The following is a 16,528-nucleotide window of genomic DNA, read 5'->3' as shown; positions in this document are numbered from 1 at the left end:
CGCTTCCTTACGCCGGGTCGGCCATGGTGAGTTCGACGGGCGACAGCACCGGCGGACGCTGTTGCAGCACCACCCGGAAGACCGTGCCCTTCGCGGCCCAGTATTCGGCCGCCTGGGTCATCGCGTCGGCGAACCATTCCAGATCCTCGCGCTGGTCGGCCAGCAGCCCGCTCGAATCACGGATCACGACAACGTATCCCGGCGCCTCACCGACGAATTCGTCCAGGTCGCGCAGGCATTCGTCGAAGGCGTCGCGATTGTCGCCGAAATAGTAGGGAAATTGCAGGGCGGCGGCGAATTCGTCGAATACTCCCGCGGTGGTGCGCATTTTCGCGCCGCGGACCTCACGGGCGATATACCCGTCGGGGACCTGAAATCGCACACCACTGAACGGTCCGGCGCCGACGTCGAGCGCGCCGAGTACCGGCCCGCCGGCGGTCCGGCGGGAACGCGCGTCCACGCGCGCCGCAGTCGCGTCGGAGCCGGCGTCCGGCGGGGCCAGGAACTGCGACAACGACATGGTTTCGGCCATCAGCGCATCCTCGTGAAGGTCTGGTAGTGGTCGCCGGTGTAGTACGCCGACCCGTCGCTGCCGGTCACGATGCGCTCGGCGTCCCGGGTCTGGCCGCGTTGCTTCGGGTTGACGTCCCATTCCTGATACGTGATCGCCTTACCGCTCGAGTCGGTCTTCGGCAGGGTTCCGGCGCGGTTCATCCACTGATCGCCGCCCTTGGTGCCCGGCGCGTTCGCCGAACCGGGCCAGCGTCCGGCGTCGATCTCGACGAGGGTGGCGTAGGCGCGATCGGGCACGCCCGGCGCCCGGGTCGCCGACGCGGCGGGTGTGGCGCCGTTGCCGGGCGCGGGCTTGGCAGCCTGGGTGGTGGACTGCGCGGCCTTAATGGAGTGCACGGTCGCCGCCACCGAACTCGCGGTGTCGTGCGTGGCGGAACCGCCGCGCAGGCCCAGCACGCCGGCCACGATCGCCGCGATCACCAGCCCACCCAGAACCATCAGGATGCGAATTCTCTTGTCGGACATGTTCATCGGTGCCTGTTCATCGGTGCTGTCGGACTTGCGGAGTCCCGTCCACGCTGACGGGTATGCGGTCTGGAGACGATGTTCCCACCGCGTTCGGTCGATCAGGGTTCAGCGGTATCGCGTTCAGCGGTATTGCACGGTGACCGGAGCATGGTCCGACCAGCGCAGCGCGTATTCGGGCGCGCGCTCGACCACGGCCTGCTTCGCGCGCCCGGCGATCGCTCCCCGCGCGAGGTGGTAGTCGATGCGCCAGCCGGCGTCGTTGTCGTAGGCGCGGCCGCGGTAGGACCACCAGCTGTAGGGGCCGGGCACGCCCGGATGGAGTTGGCGGACCACGTCGACATACCCCGCGGCCAGCATCTCGTCGATCCAGGCCCGCTCCCCCGGCAGGAAGCCGGAGTTCTTGACGTTGCCCTTCCAATTCTTGATGTCGAGTTCGGTATGCGCGACGTTCCAGTCGCCGCAGATCACGAAATCGCGGGTCTGCGCCTTCATATGCGCGCCCAGTTCGCCGAGGAAACGATATTTCTCGTCCTGCATGGGAGTGTCGGCCTCACCGGTGTGCACGTACACGCTCGCGACGGTGACGTCGTCGAAATCGGCCTCCACGTAGCGGCCGACGCCGTCGAATTCGGTGCTGCCGAAGCCGATTCGCACGCGGGTGGGCTCACGGCGGGACAGAATTCCCACCCCGGCGCGGCCCTTGGCGCCCGGCTCGGCGTGGGCGAGGAACCACCCGGCGTCGAGGACCGGCGTCAGTGCCTTGCGGGTCTGGTCATCGGTTGCCCGGGTCTCCTGCAGGCAGATGATGTCGGCCTCGGTCACTGCGAGCCATTCGAGCATCCCCTTCCCGGTCTTGCCGGTAGCTGCGCGTATGCCATTGACGTTGACGGAACTGATGATGCGGGCCACGTATCGACCGTACAATGCGGGAATCAACCCGTCCTCGCGGACATCGCGGCCACGCCGAGCAGGCCGCCGCCGATTCGGAAGGGGTGACGACGATGACGTCCGGCACCACCCAACCCGCCACCTCCCTTGCGCCGATGACAGCCCTGCACACCGGATCGGGCGATCCGCTGCTGCTGTTGCACGGTTTCCTGATGTCGCCGCACTGCTGGGAGGACGTCGCGTCCCGATTGTCCGCTACTTGCGAGGTGTTCGCTCCGGCCTTCGCCGGGCACTGGGGCGGCCCCGACCTCAGCGGCTGGTACATCGACGTGAATCTGCTCGCCGACCGGGTCGAGGAACAGCTCGACGAATTGGGTTGGCGCACCTGCCATATCGCGGGCAACTCGCTCGGCGGCTGGGTCGGCTTCGAATTGGCCCGCCGCGGCCGGGCGCGCACGCTCACCGCCATCGCACCCGCCGGTGGATGGCACAATCCGTCGCTGGCGCAGTTGCGGGTGGGGCTGGAGTTCCTGATGCTGCTGCCGATCGTCGAAATCGGCAAGCGTCTGCCGGCCTGGATCCGGTTCAGCGCGCCGGTCCGGCGGGCCACCGCCATGTTGCTGAGCAAGAACATCGCCGCGGCGCCGCGACGCGGAGTGGAAGCGGCGATCATGTCGGCGACCCACTGTGCGGCCATGCTGCCGCTGATCGTCAGCGGTCTGCGGATGGCGGTTCTCGACGATCTGTCCACCGTGCGGACGCCGGTGCGCCTGCTGATGTGCGAATTCGACCGGATCATCCCGAACCGCATGTACGCCAAGCGTTTTCTGCGGGAACTGCCCGAGACCGCAGACCGCATCCTGGTGCACGGCGTGGGTCACGTCCCGATGCTGGAGGCTCCCGACCGCATCGCGACCCTCATCGCCGAGCACGTCTATGCCAGCCGCACGCGTCTGCGGGCGGTGTGAGAAAGGCCGGCGGATCGGTTCGAACCCCTCGGCGCCGATCCGCCGGCCGCCATCACGTGGCGATCACCGGCCCAGCAGGCCCTTCGCGATATGGGTCACCTGGATCTCGTTGCTGCCGGCGTAGATCATCAGCGACTTGGCGTCGCGGGCGAGTTGTTCGACGCGGTATTCCTGCATGTAGCCGTTACCGCCGAACAGTTGCACGGCCTCCATCGCGACCTCGGTGGCCGTCTCCGAGCAGTACAGCTTGATCGCCGAGGCCTCGGCCAGGGTCGGCGGTTTGCCCGCGCGGCCGCGTTCGAGGGTGTTGAAGACCATGTTCTGCACGTTGATGCGGGCGATCTCCATCTTCGCGAGCTTGAGCTGCACCAGCTGGAAGCGGCCGATCTCCTGACCCCACAGCATGCGGGTCTTGGCGTATTCCACACACAGCCGGTGACATTCGTTGATGATGCCCAGCGCCATGAAGCCCACGCCCACCCGCTCGGCGACGAAACTCGTTCGCGCGCTTTCTCGCCCGTCGCCGCCCTTGTGCTCCTCGGTCTCACCGAGCAGCCGGTCCTTGCCCAATCGCACGTTGTCGAAGAACAATTCGCCGGTGGGTGAGGAGTGCAAACCCATCTTCTTGAACGGTTTGCCCTGGGTGAAGCCCTCCATGCCCTTGTCGAGGACGAAGGTGAGCACCTTGCGATCGCGTTTGTCGGTGCCGTCGCCCTCGTCGAGTTTGGCGTAGACGACCACCACATCGGCGTACGGACCGTTGGTGATGAAGGTCTTCTGGCCGTTGAGGATGTAGTCCTCGCCGTCGCGCTTGACCGAGGTCTTCATGCCGCCGAAGGCATCCGAACCCGAATCCGGTTCCGTGATGGCCCAGGCCGCGACCTTCTTCAAGGTCACGATATCGGCGAGCCAGCGTTCCTTCTGCGCGAGCGTGCCGCGCGACATGATGGTGGCCGCGCCGAGACCGATCGAGACGCCCATCGCGGCGACCAAACCCATACTGACGCCGGACAATTCGCTGATCAGCACCGCCATCAACGACTGCTGCTCGCCGAACGGGTCACTGCCGGACCTGGGTTTCTTGTCGCGCTGTCCGGCCTCGTCCGGCGCGGCCTCGGCGGCACGCTGCTTGGTGAGCATCTTCTCTATCGCCTCGGCGCCCATGACGTCGATGCCGAACTCGCCGAACAGTTTTCGCAAGATCGGATACGGCGGCATCTCACCGCTGTCGAGGGCGTCCAGATGCGGCCGGATCTCCTTGTCGATGAAGGCGCGCACGGCCGCGCGGATCATCTCGTCGGTCTCGGACCATTCGAACATCGTCATTCTCCTCCAGCGTCAGGGCAGCCGGGCTGCGATGTCGTCGATCAGCCAGGGGCCGTCGGTTTCGATGGTCTTCACGTCGTGCCAGCCGCCGAGTTCGGAGATGGCCCCGCCCTGGACGGCGAAGACCTTGCCGGTGACCGGGCATTTGTCGGTGGCCAGATAGGCGACCAGCGGCGAGATGTTGGCCGGGCTGAAGGCGTCGAATTCGCCTTCGCCCACCTCGGCGGCGAAGATCGCGCCCATACCGGGTGTGGCCAGGGTCAAGCGGGTGCGCGCCATCGGGGCGATGGCGTTGACCCGCACGCCGTAGCGTTCCAGTTCCTCCGCCGCGACCAGGGTCAACGCGGCGATACCGGCCTTGGCCGCGCCGTAGTTCGCCTGGCCGGCGTTGGGCAGGGTGACGCCAGAGGCCGAGGCGGTGTTGACGACGGCGGCATTGGGCTGCTTACCGGCCTTCGACTGGTCCTTCCAGTACGCCGCGGCATGGCGCAGCACGTTGAAGTGGCCCTTCAGATGCACCGCGATGACCGCGTCCCACTGCGATTCCTCCAGTCCGGCGATGAACCCGTCACGCAGGATGCCGGCGTTGTTGATCACCACGTCGAGCGTGCCGAATTCCGAGATCGCCTGGTCCACCAGGTTTTTCGCACCGTCCCACTGCGCCACGTTGTCGGTGTTGGCCACCGCCTTCCCGCCCTCGGCGCGGATCTCCTCCACCACCTTCTGCGCCGGTCCGGCGTCGGCGCCCTCTCCGGCGTTGCTCCCGCCCAGATCATTCACCACCACCGAAGCGCCCTCGCGCGCGAACAACAGCGCGTGTTCGCGTCCGATGCCGCGGCCGGCGCCGGTAATGACGGCGACCCGCCCATCCAATACACCCATGAAAGTCTCCTCGGCTACGAGTTGTCGGCGACGACCGCCAGGCCGTCGGTCAGAACGAGATCGGTTCCGCGCGCGGTGCGGAACGCGTAGGTGGTGTCGGAGCCGGTCGAGCCGACCTTCCAGATCTGCGTCTCCAGATCGTCGCCGGGGAACACCATCTTCGAGAAGCGCACCGCGAAACGCTTCAACCGGTGCACATCGGAACCGGCGACCTCGGTGAGGACCGCCCACGACGACATCGCCATCGTGCACAGACCGTGCGCGATGATGCCGGGCAGTCCCGCGTCCTTGGCCACCTGCTCGTCCAGGTGCAGCGGCACCGGATCGCCGGAGGCGGGGGCGTAGCGGTAGGTCTGATCGTCGTCCACGTGGGCGGCGACCCGGGCCAGGGGCGGCCGCGCCTCCAGTTCCGGATCGAACTTGTGCGCCGGCGCGCTCTCACCGACCCGCTTGCCGACATCGATGTTGCGGAAGAAGGCGGTCAGGTACTGCTCGTTGACCAGATCGCCCTCGGAGTCCCGGCATTCGATGAGAATGGTGATGGTGGTGCCGTTCTCCCGGCCCTCGTAGCCGACCGCCTTGGCCCGCGAGACCAGCCGATCACCGGGCCGGATCGGGCGGTGGAAGTGAAAGTCCTGCTCGCCGTGCACGACTCGGCCGAAGATGTCCATCGGGACGACGTCGATCACGGGCATCATCATCGCCTCGAAGACGGGCACGATGGCGAAGACGGGTGAGGCGATATCGCCGGACAGGTGGGCCGGAATCGGGTCGTTGGTGGCCGCGGCGTACTCGGCGATCCGCTCCCGGGTGACCTCGAATCGTTCCTCGTCGGACCAGACGTCGAGGCCCGCGTCGTCGAATTCCACGGGCCGGGGTGCTGTTTCGGTGGCCATATGCGCCTCGCTACGCCGTCGCGAGCGCGTCGAGCTGGTCGAGGGTGGTGTCCAGCTGCTTGGCGCCGTCCTTCTCCACCGCCTTGCCGAGCGCGCCCTTGATGAGCGCGCCCTCGAAATCGCCGGAGACCGAGAACGTGCTGCCGGCCCCCTCGGGCGTGATGTCGAAGGAGAACTTCACCTTCACACCGGCCATACCGGCGCCGCTGAGCACCAGGTTGTTCGGCGAATTCACCTCCTCGACAACCCATTCCATCTTGTTCGCCATGCCGAGCATCATGATCTTGGCGACCAGCTTCGAGCCCGTGGTGAGCGTGGCCGGCGGTTCCTCCATCCAGCGCTCGTGGATGGTGAACCACTTGTCCCAGGTCTGCGGATCCGAGACGACCGCCCACAGCGCGTCCGGGGTGGCGTTGAGGTTCTTGGTAGCTTCGATGTGACCCATGCTCGTACTCCTTTCAGCGCTCGGCGCGCTGGTAGGCGGTGACGACCGCGGCTCCGCCGAGGCCGATGTTGTGCTGTAGCGCGGCGGTGACGCCGTCCACCTGACGCTTGTCGGCCTCACCGCGCAGCTGCCAGGTGAGCTCGCTGCATTGCGCCAAACCCGTCGCGCCCAGCGGATGCCCCTTGGAGATGAGGCCGCCGGAGGGGTTGACCACCCACTTGCCGCCGTAGGTCGTCTGCTCGCCGTCGATGAGGCTGCCGGCCTCGCCCTCGCCGCACAGGCCCAGCGCCTCGTAGAGCAGCAGTTCGTTGGCGGAGAAGCAGTCGTGCAGTTCGATCACCTGGAAGTCCTGCGGGCCCAGGCCCGACTGCCGGTACACCTGCTGCGCGGCTTGCACATTCATGTCGTAGCCGATGAGGTTCTTCGCGGTGCCGTCGAAGGTGGACGCGAAATCGGTGGTCATCGCCTGGCCCACGATCTCCACCGCCCGCCCGGCCAGACCGTGGCGGTCGACGAAGTTCTCGGAGGCCAGGACCACCGCGCCCGAACCGTCCGAGGTCGGCGAGCACTGCAGCTTGGTGAGCGGGTCGTAGATCATCCTCGCGCCCAGGATGTCGTCGAGCGAATACTCGTCCTGGAACTGCGAATACGGGTTGTTCACCGAATGCTTGTGGTTCTTGAATCCGATCTTCGCGAAATGCTCCGCGGTGGTGCCGTACTGCTTCATATGTTCGCGGCCCGCGGCGCCGAACATCCACGGCGCCGGCGGGAACAGCACTTCGGAGATCTCGGCCAGCGCCATCATGTGCTTGGCCATCGGCTGCTCGCGGTCGTCCCAGGTGGAGCCGAGCGATCCGGGCTGCATCTTCTCGAAGCCCAGCGCCAGCGTGCAGTCGGCCAGCCCGCCCCGAATCGCCTGTGCCGCAAGGTAGAGCGCGGTGGATCCGGTGGAACAGTTGTTGTTCACGTTGATCACCGGGATACCGGTCATCCCCAGTTCGTAGACCGCGCGCTGGCCGGAGGTGGACTCGCCGTAGACGTAGCCGACGTAGGCCTGCTGCACCTCGCGATAGTCGATTCCGGCGTCGGCCAGCGCCTTGGTGCCGGATTCGCGGGCCATATCCGGGTAGTCCCACGCACGGGTCGTCCCGTCGGCCTCCTCGACCTGCCGTCGCCCCGGTTTCTCGAACTTCGTCATTCCGACGCCGACGACGTAGACCTTGTTCGTCATCGAACCACCCTTCTCCCAGTCGGCCGCCCCGGCGAGCGGCAGCGGTCGATCCGTTCCGATCGAACTGGAAACAAACATACGGAGCTGTATGTAAATGCGCAATAGGGTGCGTGAGGTCGCTGCCGGATCGGGAGGTATGCGCAGTTAGGACGTTTGTGTTGATACGTACAGGTGCATCTGTAGCTCGCTATAGCGCCCGCCCCGCCGCCGGCGCACCGGCGGGGCGGTACGGCAGTCAGCGGTGACGCCCGTAACAGCAGCCCGAGCTCCCGCGCGCGAGAGTCGGCGCATCGGACTCGGGAAGCCCCGCGGCCACCGCACATCGGCGCCGGCGCGAAGCCTTTCAGAGCTCTCAGCCCCCGATTCCCAGGCCCGGCAGTGCGGATTCGGCGGCCCGGCGCAGATGCGCGGAAGCTCGCTGCCAGCGGCGGTGGGCACGCTCCGGATCGGGGGATACGAAGTTGGAGACCAGAATTCCGCGCAAGGTGTCCATCGCGGTATAGGCGAAGTCCCGAACTTCCTTGCGCCGCAATTCGTCCGGGACCAATTGCGATACCGCCATCAGGACGGCGTTGTTGACGAACGGCTCGACCTTCTCGGCCTCGGCGGCCAGCACCGGATCGGTGCGCCCGGCCACCCACAGCTCCATGGCCGCGATGAACAGTGGTCCTTGATGCAGCTCCCACATCGCGTCGAGGGTGGCGCCGATCGGATCGTCGCCGGCGCGCAACCGGCCCAGCTCCTTCATCGCGGCCTCGGTGCGCCGCTGCGCCAGATGCGAGATGGCGGCCACCACCAGATCCGTCTTGGAACCGAAATGGTGCACCTGAGCGCCGCGAGTGACCCCGGCCCGTTCCGCGACGCGCGGCGTCGTGGTGCCCGCATAGCCGTATTCGACCAGGCAATCGATGGTCGCGTCGAGCAGCCGCACCCGCATCTCACTGCTGCGCTGCTCCTGCGTACGACGCGGCGGCTTACCGACGACAGATCTGGCCATTCGGAAATCCTACACTTACATACACACGTGCATGAAACTCACTCGGGCTCGTGCGCCGCACGGCCGCGCTGGATCGCGGCCAGCACCACACGCACGCCGGCGCCGATGAGCGCCAGATCGGCCAGGATCTGCACAGTCACCATGACGCGGGCGGCCTGCGAGGTCGCAGCGATATCGCCGAAACCGACCGTCCCCAGCACGGTCACCGTGAAGTAGAGGGAATCGACCCGGGTCAGCAGGATCGTGAAACTGTCCGGCGCGGCCGACGACATCAACACATACGTCGTGGCGAATACGAGAATGAACACCACCGCGATCATGGTCAGCGCCTCGGCTCCGCGGAGTCCGGGATAGGGCGCGGCGACGATCCGCGTGGCCTGCCGCACGATGAGCACGACGACCAACACCAGACCACCACACAGGCCCAGTAGCGGGCCGAGCTTGTCCAGATGATGAAAGGGCAGGACGAAATACAGCGCGACGAGCACGATCGTCGTCACCGCGGTTCGGGCGGCGGCATACAACGCCGCCCGCCGCCGCGCACCGTCACCGCCGCTCCACTGTTCCTGCGGATCCATCCTGACCTCCCGGTCGAGTTCTGCCGCCTGCTCGGGATCACTCAACCACGCCGGAGGGTCGCACAAGGGGAGGTTGCCCGGCGTTCTCCCGGTCGGCTACAGGCGAGGAGCGACCGGTTCACGGCGTCGCGCCACGCGGCGAGACGACCACACGGTGATGGTGTACAGCACCACCCCTGCGACGGCGAGGCCCGCGCCCACGACGGCGGGCGCGGTGTAACCGAGGCCCGCCGCGATCACGAGGCCGCCCAGCCAGGCGCCGGCGGCGTTGGCGATGTTCAGGGCGGCGTGGTTGAGGGCGGCGGCGAGGGTTTGGGCGTCGTGGGCGACGTCCATCAGGCGGGTTTGCAGGCCGGGCGCCAGTGCGGCTCCGGAAGCGCCGACCAGGAAGGCGCCCGCGGCGGCGGTGAACGGATTGTGTGCTGCCGCAACGAAAGCCGCGAGAATCACGACCATCGCGATCAGCGCGACGAACACCGAGCGGTCCACGCCGCGGTCGGCGAGGACGCCGCCGCCGATGTTGCCCGCGACCATGCCCAGGCCGAACAGTGCCAGCACGATCGGCACGAGGCCCTGACCCATGCCGGCGACATCGGTGAGGGTCGAGGTGATGTAGGTGTACACCGCGAACATGCCGCCGAAGCCGACCGCGCCGACCAGCAGGGTCAGCAGGACCTGGGGGCGGCGCAGGGCGGTCAGTTCGGTGCGCGGATCGGTCACCCGCACGCCGTGCAGATCGGGCACGAAGCGGGTGATCGCGAAGACCGTGGCGAGCCCGATGACGGCGACGACCACGTAGGCGTCACGCCAGCCGAGCCCCTGCCCGAGCCAGGTGGCCGCGGGGACGCCCACCACATTGGCGGCACTCAGGCCCAGCATCACCGCGGCGACGGCCTTGGCCCGCTGCCCCACCGGCGCCAGCGAGGCGGCGGCCAGCGAGGCGACACCGAAGTAGGCGCCGTGCGGCAGACCGGCGACGAAACGCGCGGCGACCAACGCCGGGAACGCCGGGGCCAGCACCGAGGCGATATTTCCGACGGTGAACGCGATCATCAAGCCGATCAGCAGGCGCTTACGCGGCATGCGGGCGCACAGTGCCGCGATCACGGGCGCGCCGACCACCACGCCCAGCGCGTACGCCGAGACGGCATGTCCGCCGGTGGGCTCGGAAACATGCAGATCCGCGGCGATGTCGGGCAGCAGTCCCATGGTGACGAATTCGGTGGTGCCGATCCCGAAACCGCCGAGCGCCAGCGCGAGCATCGCCGGAACATGCCATCCGGTGCGGACGGAAGTCTCCGGCGCCGAGCCGAGCGCCGCACGGGACGACGCGTCACTCGCACACGGCGCCGAGGGGAAGTCGACGGGAGGTGCGGTACGCACGTGAGCTGAGTCGGCCACGGGTGTGGCCAACACGCGCGGCCGTCGCGGTGATACCGGCGGCCGGGGTGATTCGACTCACCGGAACCGGCTTCCGCTCGCCGGCGCCGTCCGAGGAGCATCGAAATCGTTGCGGGACAACGGCTCTCGCCGCATCGGAGGCCGCGCCCGGCGCGCTGTCGGATACCTCACACGCCGCGCGATCGGGTGCGGAAAGCAATTCGGGCACCCGCGGCCACCGGGATCGGTGGGGGCGGGTGCCCGGATATGTCTACCGGCCGCGCCGGATTCCGGCCGGTCGTGAGCGTTCAGCTCAGTTCGCGCGCCAGGTTGGCGTCGAGCACACCGAGGAATTCCTCGGTGGTCAGGTAGCCCTGGTTGCCGCCGACCAGCAGCGCCAGATCCTTGGTCATCTGGCCGCTCTCGACGGTCTTGATCACGACGTCCTCGAGGGTCTGCGCGAAGCCGATGACCTCGGGGGTGTTGTCCAGCTTGCCGCGATGCGCCAGACCCCGCGTCCACGCGAAGATCGAGGCGATCGGGTTCGTGGAGGTGGGCTTGCCCTGCTGGTGCTGCCGGAAGTGGCGGGTCACCGTGCCGTGCGCGGCCTCGGCCTCACAGGTGCGGCCGTCCGGGGTGAGCAGCACCGAGGTCATCAGGCCCAGCGAGCCGAAGCCCTGCGCCACGGTGTCGGACTGCACGTCGCCGTCGTAGTTCTTGCAGGCCCAGACGTAGCCGCCTTCCCACTTGAGCGCGGAGGCGACCATATCGTCGATCAGCCGGTGCTCGTAGGTCAGTCCGGCGGCCTCGAACTCTTCCTTGAACTCGGTCTCGAAGATCTCCTGGAAGGTGTCCTTGAACATGCCGTCGTAGGCCTTCAGGATGGTGTTCTTCGTCGACATGTAGACCGGGTAGTTCTGCTGCAGGCCGTAGTTCAGCGACGCCCGCGCGAAGTCCTCGATCGACTTCTTGAAGTTGTACATACCCATGACGACGCCGCCGTCCTCGGGCATCTTCACCACTTCGTGGACGATCGGCTCGGAGCCGTCCTCCGGGGTGAACTGAATCGTGACGGTGCCGGCCTGATGCACCTTGAAGTCGGTGGCGCGGTACTGGTCACCGAAGGCGTGACGGCCGATGATGATCGGCTTGGTCCAGCCGGGCACCAGGCGCGGAACGTTGGAGATGATGATCGGCGCGCGGAAAATGGTGCCGCCGAGGATGTTACGAATCGTGCCGTTCGGCGAACGCCACATCTTCTTGAGACCGAATTCCTCGACACGTGCCTCGTCGGGGGTGATGGTGGCGCATTTGACGCCGACGCCGTGTTTCTTGATGGCGTTGGCCGCGTCAACGGTCACCTGGTCATCGGTCTTGTCGCGAGTTTCGATGCCGAGGTCGTAGTACTCGAGGTTCACATCGAGGTACGGATGGATCAGCTTGTCCTTGATGAACTGCCAGATGATCCGGGTCATCTCGTCGCCGTCGAGTTCGACGACGGTCCCTTCAACCTTGATCTTGGACATGGATCTTCGTGTCCTCCTAAGGAAGGTGTGCTCCCATTGCACGGCCAGGCGAGCACGCTTGTGAGCGGACCCCAGCTGTTCAACAGACAACGTATACGCCCCGCGTTGTCCACGAGACGCCTGGTGCTAAACAAGACAAGCGTACTGGTGCGCTGGGTCTCACTGACAGGGGCGGTCCCATTGCGAGCTACCCACGTCACACCGGCCCGATGTCCGGTCGCCAGGGAAACGGACATACACCGCGAACATCCGCCTCGAATCGGGCGAGCCCAACCCTCGCCCCCGCCGTGACCGATTGTTACCATCCACGGCAGGTCATGAGTGCCAGCGCCAAGCCCCGGCTCGCTGGCCGGCAACCCTCCAGTTGCGGTGGGGTGCTCCGGGTGATTGACCGGGCTCTCGAAAGCCGAGGGCAAGCGCGACTGTCAGGAGCAACAAGTGAGTGAGTCCACCGTGCCCATCGTCGACAAGTGCGTGGAGGCGGCGGAGCGGCGCAGGCGTATCGCTACCATCGGGGATGTGTGTGCCCCAGCCCTCCGTACCGCCTCGACCACGCGTGCGCTCTCGCCGTGCGCCGACCCGGCGGCCTCCGGCGCCGTGTTCCGGCAGGTCCGCGGGCCGATGCAAATCCTGGGACTCGACGGCACGGGAGTAGACGGCCTGGCACGGCTCGACGTGGTGACGGCACGGTGACCGTGAGTATCGAATCGAGCACGTCACGCCCGGGCGCAACGACACTGCTACCACCCGCGGACGGCACGGTGGGCATCATCGGCATCGGCGATGTCCGCGTCGAGAACGGGGCGGTCGTCCCCGGTGTCGAACTGGCCGTGCAGCGCTGGGGCGAACTGGCCCCCGGCCTGGACAACGTGGTGCTGGTCGAGCACGCATTGACCGGAGATTCGCACGTCTGCGGACAGCCCGACGAACTGCATGCCCTTCCGGGCTGGTGGGACGGACTGGTCGGACCGGGCGCCGCATTGGACACCGATCGCTGGTGCGTGATCGCGACCAACGTTCTGGGTGGTTGCCAGGGCAGCACCGGCCCCTCGTCCCTCGCGCCCGACGGAAAGCCTTGGGGCGCACGGTTTCCGGAGATTTCGATTCGTGACCAGGTGAGCGCCGAAGTGGTGCTGCTGGACCTGCTCGGCATCTCCCGCATCGCCGCGGTGGTCGGCGGTTCGATGGGCGGCATGCGAGTGCTGGAATGGATGGTCGGCTATCCCGATCGCGTCGACGCGGCCCTGGTGCTGGCGGTCGGCGCCCGCGCCACCGCGGATCAGATCGGCACCCAGACCACCCAGATCGCCGCGATCACCTCGGATCCGGACTGGCAGGACGGCAATTATCACGACACCGGCCGCCGCCCGCAGGCCGGGCTGGGCATCGCGCGCCGGATCGCGCATCTGACCTACCGCACCGAATTCGAACTCGACCATCGGTTCGCCAACACCGCCCAGGGTGACGAAAACCCTTGGGACGGTGGCCGTTACGCGGTGCAGAGTTATCTGGAACATCAGGCCGACAAGCTGGTCGCGCGGTTCGACGCGGCCACCTACGTGCTGCTGACCGAGGCCATGAACCGGCACGACGTCGGGCGCGGACGCGGCGGTATCGAGGCCGCGCTGGCCGCCACCCCGGTGCCCTGCGTGGTCGGCGGCGTGGACTCGGACCGGTTGTATCCGTTGCGGACTCAGCAGGAACTGGCCGATCTCCTGCCCGGCTGCAAGGGCCTGGAAGTCGTGCATTCGCGCGACGGCCACGACGGTTTCCTCACCGAGACCGAGGCGATCGGCAAATTGCTGGAGCAGACGATGGAGTTGGCGCGCGCCGCGCAGGACGCCCGCGCGTCCTGAGTTCAGCCGACGCCGAGGCTGCTGATGGTGACCGCCAGCACGATGATCGCGCCGCCCAGCACGGTGTAGGCGCCGATGTCGAACGGGCGGCTGCGCACCGCCAGCAGCCCCACCCGGGCCGTCGGCAGGCACAACCGGAACACCGCCGCCAGCAGGGTCGCCCCGCCGATGAAGAACGCGCCGCGCCGCCACCGGTCCTGGGCCACGAAGACCACCGCGACCAGCAGCACCACCACGACCAGCAACATCGGCAGATGAACCTGGAAGAAGCGGCTCGCCGGGCTGGAATGCTGTGGGTGGGTGGTCGGCACGTCGGTCACGGCTGCGATTCTCGCATGTCCGGTCGTGCCGCCCCCGGGAGCGGGGGCGGGCCCGGTCACGACGGCCACCGGATGCGGCCGCCGCGACCGAGCTGCGATCAGACGCCGAACGGTGCGGCGTAGCGGATACGGCCCGCCGGGAGCGGATGGTCCGCGTCGAGTGCGAGGGCCATCAGCGCGTCATCGGGGACATCGATGCTCAGATCGATGCCGTATCGGCTTGCCCGCCGGAAACCGAACCGCGGGTAGTACTCGGGGTGGCCGAGCACTGTGACGAAATGCTCGCCGCGGTCGGCAGCGGCCCGCAGTGCGGCACGAACGGCCGCCGCCCCGGCACCGGTGCCTTGATACTCGGGCAGTACGGCGCACGGTCCCAGGCACAGCGCCGGGATATCGCCGATATGACAACGAGTCAGCAGCGCATAGCCGACGACTGCGTCGTCCGGTCCGGTCGCCACGATCGACAGGCCGTCGATCCAGGCCGGGTCGGCGCGTAGCGCCTCGACGAGGTCGGCCTCGTCGGGCCGGTCGAATGCGGCGGTAGTGACCGCGTGGACGGCGGGGATGTCGGCGGCGGTTTCGGCGCGCGTGATCCAGGTTCGAATAGTCAATGCTACGAATCCGTTTCGTATCGATCGGGTGATGAGTCGACGCGGCTGCGCGAGCGGGCGCTCGGCGCAATCGCGGACGAGATCAGGCCGACGCGCGGAAGGGGCCCTGGGGAAGGTGTCCGGCACCTGCGCGCACGGCGGCCTCACGCACAGTCATCGATCCACCTCCCGGGAGCTCATCGATACCGAGGCGATCGCGGCATCGTCGAAACGGATCGGCCGTCGCCATACGGCCGCCGATCACGGTAACAGAGGCCGGGCTGCGAGGCGTACCACTTATCCGGGACGGGTACCGTCTCGGTGTGCTCAAGCTGGTGTTCTTCGAACCGCGTATCCCACCGAATACGGGCAATGCGATCCGTTTGGCGGCCGGCACGGGATGCGAACTGCATCTGATCGAGCCGCTCGGATTCGATCTGTCGGAGCCGAAGCTGCGCCGCGCCGGACTGGACTACCACGATCTCGCGGTGGTCACCGTGCACGAAAACCTCTCCGCCGCATGGAAATCCCTGCGTCCCGAGCGCGTCTTCGCCTTCACCACGCACGCCACCACGCACAACACCGATATCTCCTACCGGGCCGGAGACGTCCTGCTGTTCGGTCCGGAACCGACCGGGTTGCCGGCCGACGTCCTGGCCGACCCGCATATCACCGATCAGCTGCGCATCCCGATGCTGCCCGGTCGCCGGTCGATGAACCTGTCCAACGCCGCGGCGGTCGCGGTGTACGAGGCGTGGCGGCAGCTGGGATTCCCGGGCGCCGTGTAGCCGCCGAGGCCCGCGCCCGAACGGCACGCCTCAGATGTCGATCGTGAAGCGTTTGAAGCGGGAGGTGGCGCCCGCGGTGAGGTGGACGGCCGACTTGGGCACGCCGTAGTGCTGGGCGAGAAGTTCGATCGCGGCCTTGTTGGCCTTGCCTTCCACCGCGGGGGCGCGCACGTACAGCTGCAGGGTGCCGTCGTCGAGGGTTTCGACGAGGGGGCCCTTGCGGCTGTTGGGTTTGATGGTCGCGCGGACCACGGTCGCCACGTGCTGCTCCTCGATGTCGGTCGGTGGGACGAGCGTAGCCGCGACCGTTCAGCGGAAATCGCGTGACTTCGAGGCCATGCGCAGGTCCATGCGCTGCAGATGTTCCGCCACCACACTCACCACACCCTCGGCGTTCTGCACCCGCCCCCGGATCAGCAGCGCGGGAGCGCCCTGGGCGATGCGCCGATAGCGGCGCCACAGCCCCACCGAACACACCACGTTCACCATGCCGGTCTCGTCCTCCAGATTGATGAAGGTGACCCCGGACGCGGTGGCCGGTCGCTGCCGGTGCGTCACCGCACCGCCGATCAGCACCTTCGACCCGTCGGGCACGGCGAGCAGCCGGTTCGCCGCGACCACGCCGAGTTCGTCCAGCCGCGGACGCAGGAATTCGGTGGGATACCGACCGGGCGACACACCGGTCGCCCACACATCGGCGGCCGCCATTTCCAGTTCGCTCATCCCGGGCAGCGCCGGTGCGTCGGCATCCCGCGGCGTTCTGCGCGGGGCTGCTGAACGCGCAGCCGATGGGTTTCTACTCTCCGCAGTCGCTGG

The 16,528-nt window shown here is 67.5% G+C and carries 20 protein-coding genes and 1 riboswitch; of the genes, 4 read left to right on the top strand and 16 right to left on the bottom strand.

Features of this window, described 5'->3' with window-relative positions:
- Positions 1-7 precede the first annotated feature (7 nt).
- From A5780_RS22540 to A5780_RS22530, 3 genes are all read right to left on the bottom strand, one after another.
- Positions 8-532 (bottom strand): barstar family protein, encoded by a 525-nt coding sequence (locus A5780_RS22540; protein ID WP_063015611.1) that lies wholly within the window; start codon positions 530-532, stop codon positions 8-10.
- A complete protein-coding gene (locus tag A5780_RS22535) occupies positions 532-1,038 on the bottom strand; it encodes a ribonuclease domain-containing protein (RefSeq protein WP_342749287.1) in 507 nt (168 codons plus the stop codon). Before A5780_RS22535 ends, A5780_RS22540 begins: the two co-directional genes overlap by 1 nt.
- Before the next feature lie 123 nt (positions 1,039-1,161).
- The gene (locus A5780_RS22530) at positions 1,162-1,950 is read right to left on the bottom strand and encodes an exodeoxyribonuclease III (protein WP_156769615.1); all 789 of its coding nucleotides are present in this window, start codon (positions 1,948-1,950) and stop codon (positions 1,162-1,164) included.
- A gap of 14 nt (positions 1,951-1,964) precedes the next feature.
- On the opposite strand from A5780_RS22530, the gene A5780_RS22525 reads away from it, so the two are divergent.
- Positions 1,965-2,897, top strand: a complete 933-nt coding sequence (locus tag A5780_RS22525; protein WP_227463188.1) for an alpha/beta fold hydrolase — start codon at positions 1,965-1,967, stop codon at positions 2,895-2,897.
- 63 nt (positions 2,898-2,960) lie between these two features.
- Here the strand turns inward: A5780_RS22525 and A5780_RS22520 are convergent, their stop codons facing one another.
- From A5780_RS22520 to A5780_RS22480, 9 genes are all read right to left on the bottom strand, one after another.
- On the bottom strand, positions 2,961-4,217 hold the full coding sequence (locus A5780_RS22520; RefSeq protein ID WP_064909536.1) for an acyl-CoA dehydrogenase family protein: 1,257 nt from the start codon (positions 4,215-4,217) through the stop codon (positions 2,961-2,963).
- 18 nt (positions 4,218-4,235) lie between these two features.
- Complete coding sequence (locus tag A5780_RS22515; protein ID WP_064909527.1) at positions 4,236-5,105, bottom strand: SDR family oxidoreductase; 870 nt, start codon at positions 5,103-5,105, stop codon at positions 4,236-4,238.
- A 14-nt stretch (positions 5,106-5,119) separates the two neighbouring features.
- Positions 5,120-6,001 (bottom strand): MaoC/PaaZ C-terminal domain-containing protein, encoded by an 882-nt coding sequence (locus A5780_RS22510; RefSeq protein WP_064909526.1) that lies wholly within the window; start codon positions 5,999-6,001, stop codon positions 5,120-5,122.
- 10 nt (positions 6,002-6,011) lie between these two features.
- Positions 6,012-6,446: an SRPBCC family protein gene (locus tag A5780_RS22505; protein WP_063015599.1), complete on the bottom strand. Its 435-nt coding sequence runs from the start codon at positions 6,444-6,446 to the stop codon at positions 6,012-6,014.
- Between the two features lie 13 nt (positions 6,447-6,459).
- On the bottom strand, positions 6,460-7,677 hold the full coding sequence (locus A5780_RS22500) for a lipid-transfer protein (protein WP_063015638.1): 1,218 nt from the start codon (positions 7,675-7,677) through the stop codon (positions 6,460-6,462).
- Positions 7,678-8,029: 352 nt separating this feature from the next.
- Positions 8,030-8,674, bottom strand: a complete 645-nt coding sequence (locus tag A5780_RS22495; RefSeq protein ID WP_030513545.1) for a TetR/AcrR family transcriptional regulator — start codon at positions 8,672-8,674, stop codon at positions 8,030-8,032.
- 38 nt (positions 8,675-8,712) lie between these two features.
- Positions 8,713-9,297, bottom strand: coding sequence for a potassium channel family protein (locus tag A5780_RS22490; protein ID WP_146098797.1), 585 nt, complete (start codon positions 9,295-9,297; stop codon positions 8,713-8,715).
- Positions 9,298-9,348: 51 nt separating this feature from the next.
- Positions 9,349-10,635 carry an MFS transporter gene (locus A5780_RS22485; protein ID WP_231983053.1) on the bottom strand — a complete coding sequence of 429 codons (1,287 nt, stop codon included), beginning with the start codon at positions 10,633-10,635 and terminating at the stop codon, positions 9,349-9,351.
- A 305-nt stretch (positions 10,636-10,940) separates the two neighbouring features.
- Positions 10,941-12,158, bottom strand: coding sequence for an NADP-dependent isocitrate dehydrogenase (locus A5780_RS22480; protein ID WP_063015596.1), 1,218 nt, complete (start codon positions 12,156-12,158; stop codon positions 10,941-10,943).
- 313 nt (positions 12,159-12,471) lie between these two features.
- Positions 12,472-12,583, top strand: a riboswitch (SAM riboswitch).
- A 13-nt stretch (positions 12,584-12,596) separates the two neighbouring features.
- Here A5780_RS22480 and A5780_RS22475 point away from each other — a divergent pair.
- Together A5780_RS22475 and A5780_RS22470 are read left to right on the top strand one after the other, a co-directional pair.
- Positions 12,597-12,851 (top strand): hypothetical protein, encoded by a 255-nt coding sequence (locus A5780_RS22475; RefSeq protein ID WP_064909524.1) that lies wholly within the window; start codon positions 12,597-12,599, stop codon positions 12,849-12,851.
- A gap of 2 nt (positions 12,852-12,853) precedes the next feature.
- Positions 12,854-14,014: a homoserine O-acetyltransferase gene (locus tag A5780_RS22470; protein WP_063015637.1), complete on the top strand. Its 1,161-nt coding sequence runs from the start codon at positions 12,854-12,856 to the stop codon at positions 14,012-14,014.
- A 2-nt stretch (positions 14,015-14,016) separates the two neighbouring features.
- On the opposite strand, the gene A5780_RS22465 is transcribed toward A5780_RS22470, so the two are convergent.
- Both A5780_RS22465 and A5780_RS22460 read right to left on the bottom strand, forming a co-directional pair.
- Positions 14,017-14,262: a DUF3017 domain-containing protein gene (locus tag A5780_RS22465; RefSeq protein WP_081879271.1), complete on the bottom strand. Its 246-nt coding sequence runs from the start codon at positions 14,260-14,262 to the stop codon at positions 14,017-14,019.
- A gap of 170 nt (positions 14,263-14,432) precedes the next feature.
- Positions 14,433-14,945 carry a GNAT family N-acetyltransferase gene (locus tag A5780_RS22460; RefSeq protein ID WP_228792825.1) on the bottom strand — a complete coding sequence of 171 codons (513 nt, stop codon included), beginning with the start codon at positions 14,943-14,945 and terminating at the stop codon, positions 14,433-14,435.
- Positions 14,946-15,247: 302 nt separating this feature from the next.
- Between A5780_RS22460 and A5780_RS22455 the strand changes: the two genes are divergently transcribed.
- On the top strand, positions 15,248-15,712 hold the full coding sequence (locus tag A5780_RS22455) for a tRNA (cytidine(34)-2'-O)-methyltransferase (protein WP_030513537.1): 465 nt from the start codon (positions 15,248-15,250) through the stop codon (positions 15,710-15,712).
- A 30-nt stretch (positions 15,713-15,742) separates the two neighbouring features.
- On the opposite strand, the gene A5780_RS22450 is transcribed toward A5780_RS22455, so the two are convergent.
- Together A5780_RS22450 and A5780_RS22445 are read right to left on the bottom strand one after the other, a co-directional pair.
- A complete protein-coding gene (locus tag A5780_RS22450) occupies positions 15,743-15,973 on the bottom strand; it encodes a DUF167 domain-containing protein (protein ID WP_030513536.1) in 231 nt (76 codons plus the stop codon).
- 48 nt (positions 15,974-16,021) lie between these two features.
- Positions 16,022-16,528 (bottom strand): OB-fold nucleic acid binding domain-containing protein (locus tag A5780_RS22445; RefSeq protein ID WP_369829543.1); only part of this gene is annotated, 507 nt, incomplete at its 5' end.

This window comes from Nocardia sp. 852002-20019_SCH5090214, assembly GCF_001665865.1.
In the GTDB taxonomy this organism is placed as follows: domain Bacteria; phylum Actinomycetota; class Actinomycetes; order Mycobacteriales; family Mycobacteriaceae; genus Nocardia; species Nocardia nova.
This window is presented reverse-complemented; position numbering and strand designations above follow the sequence as displayed.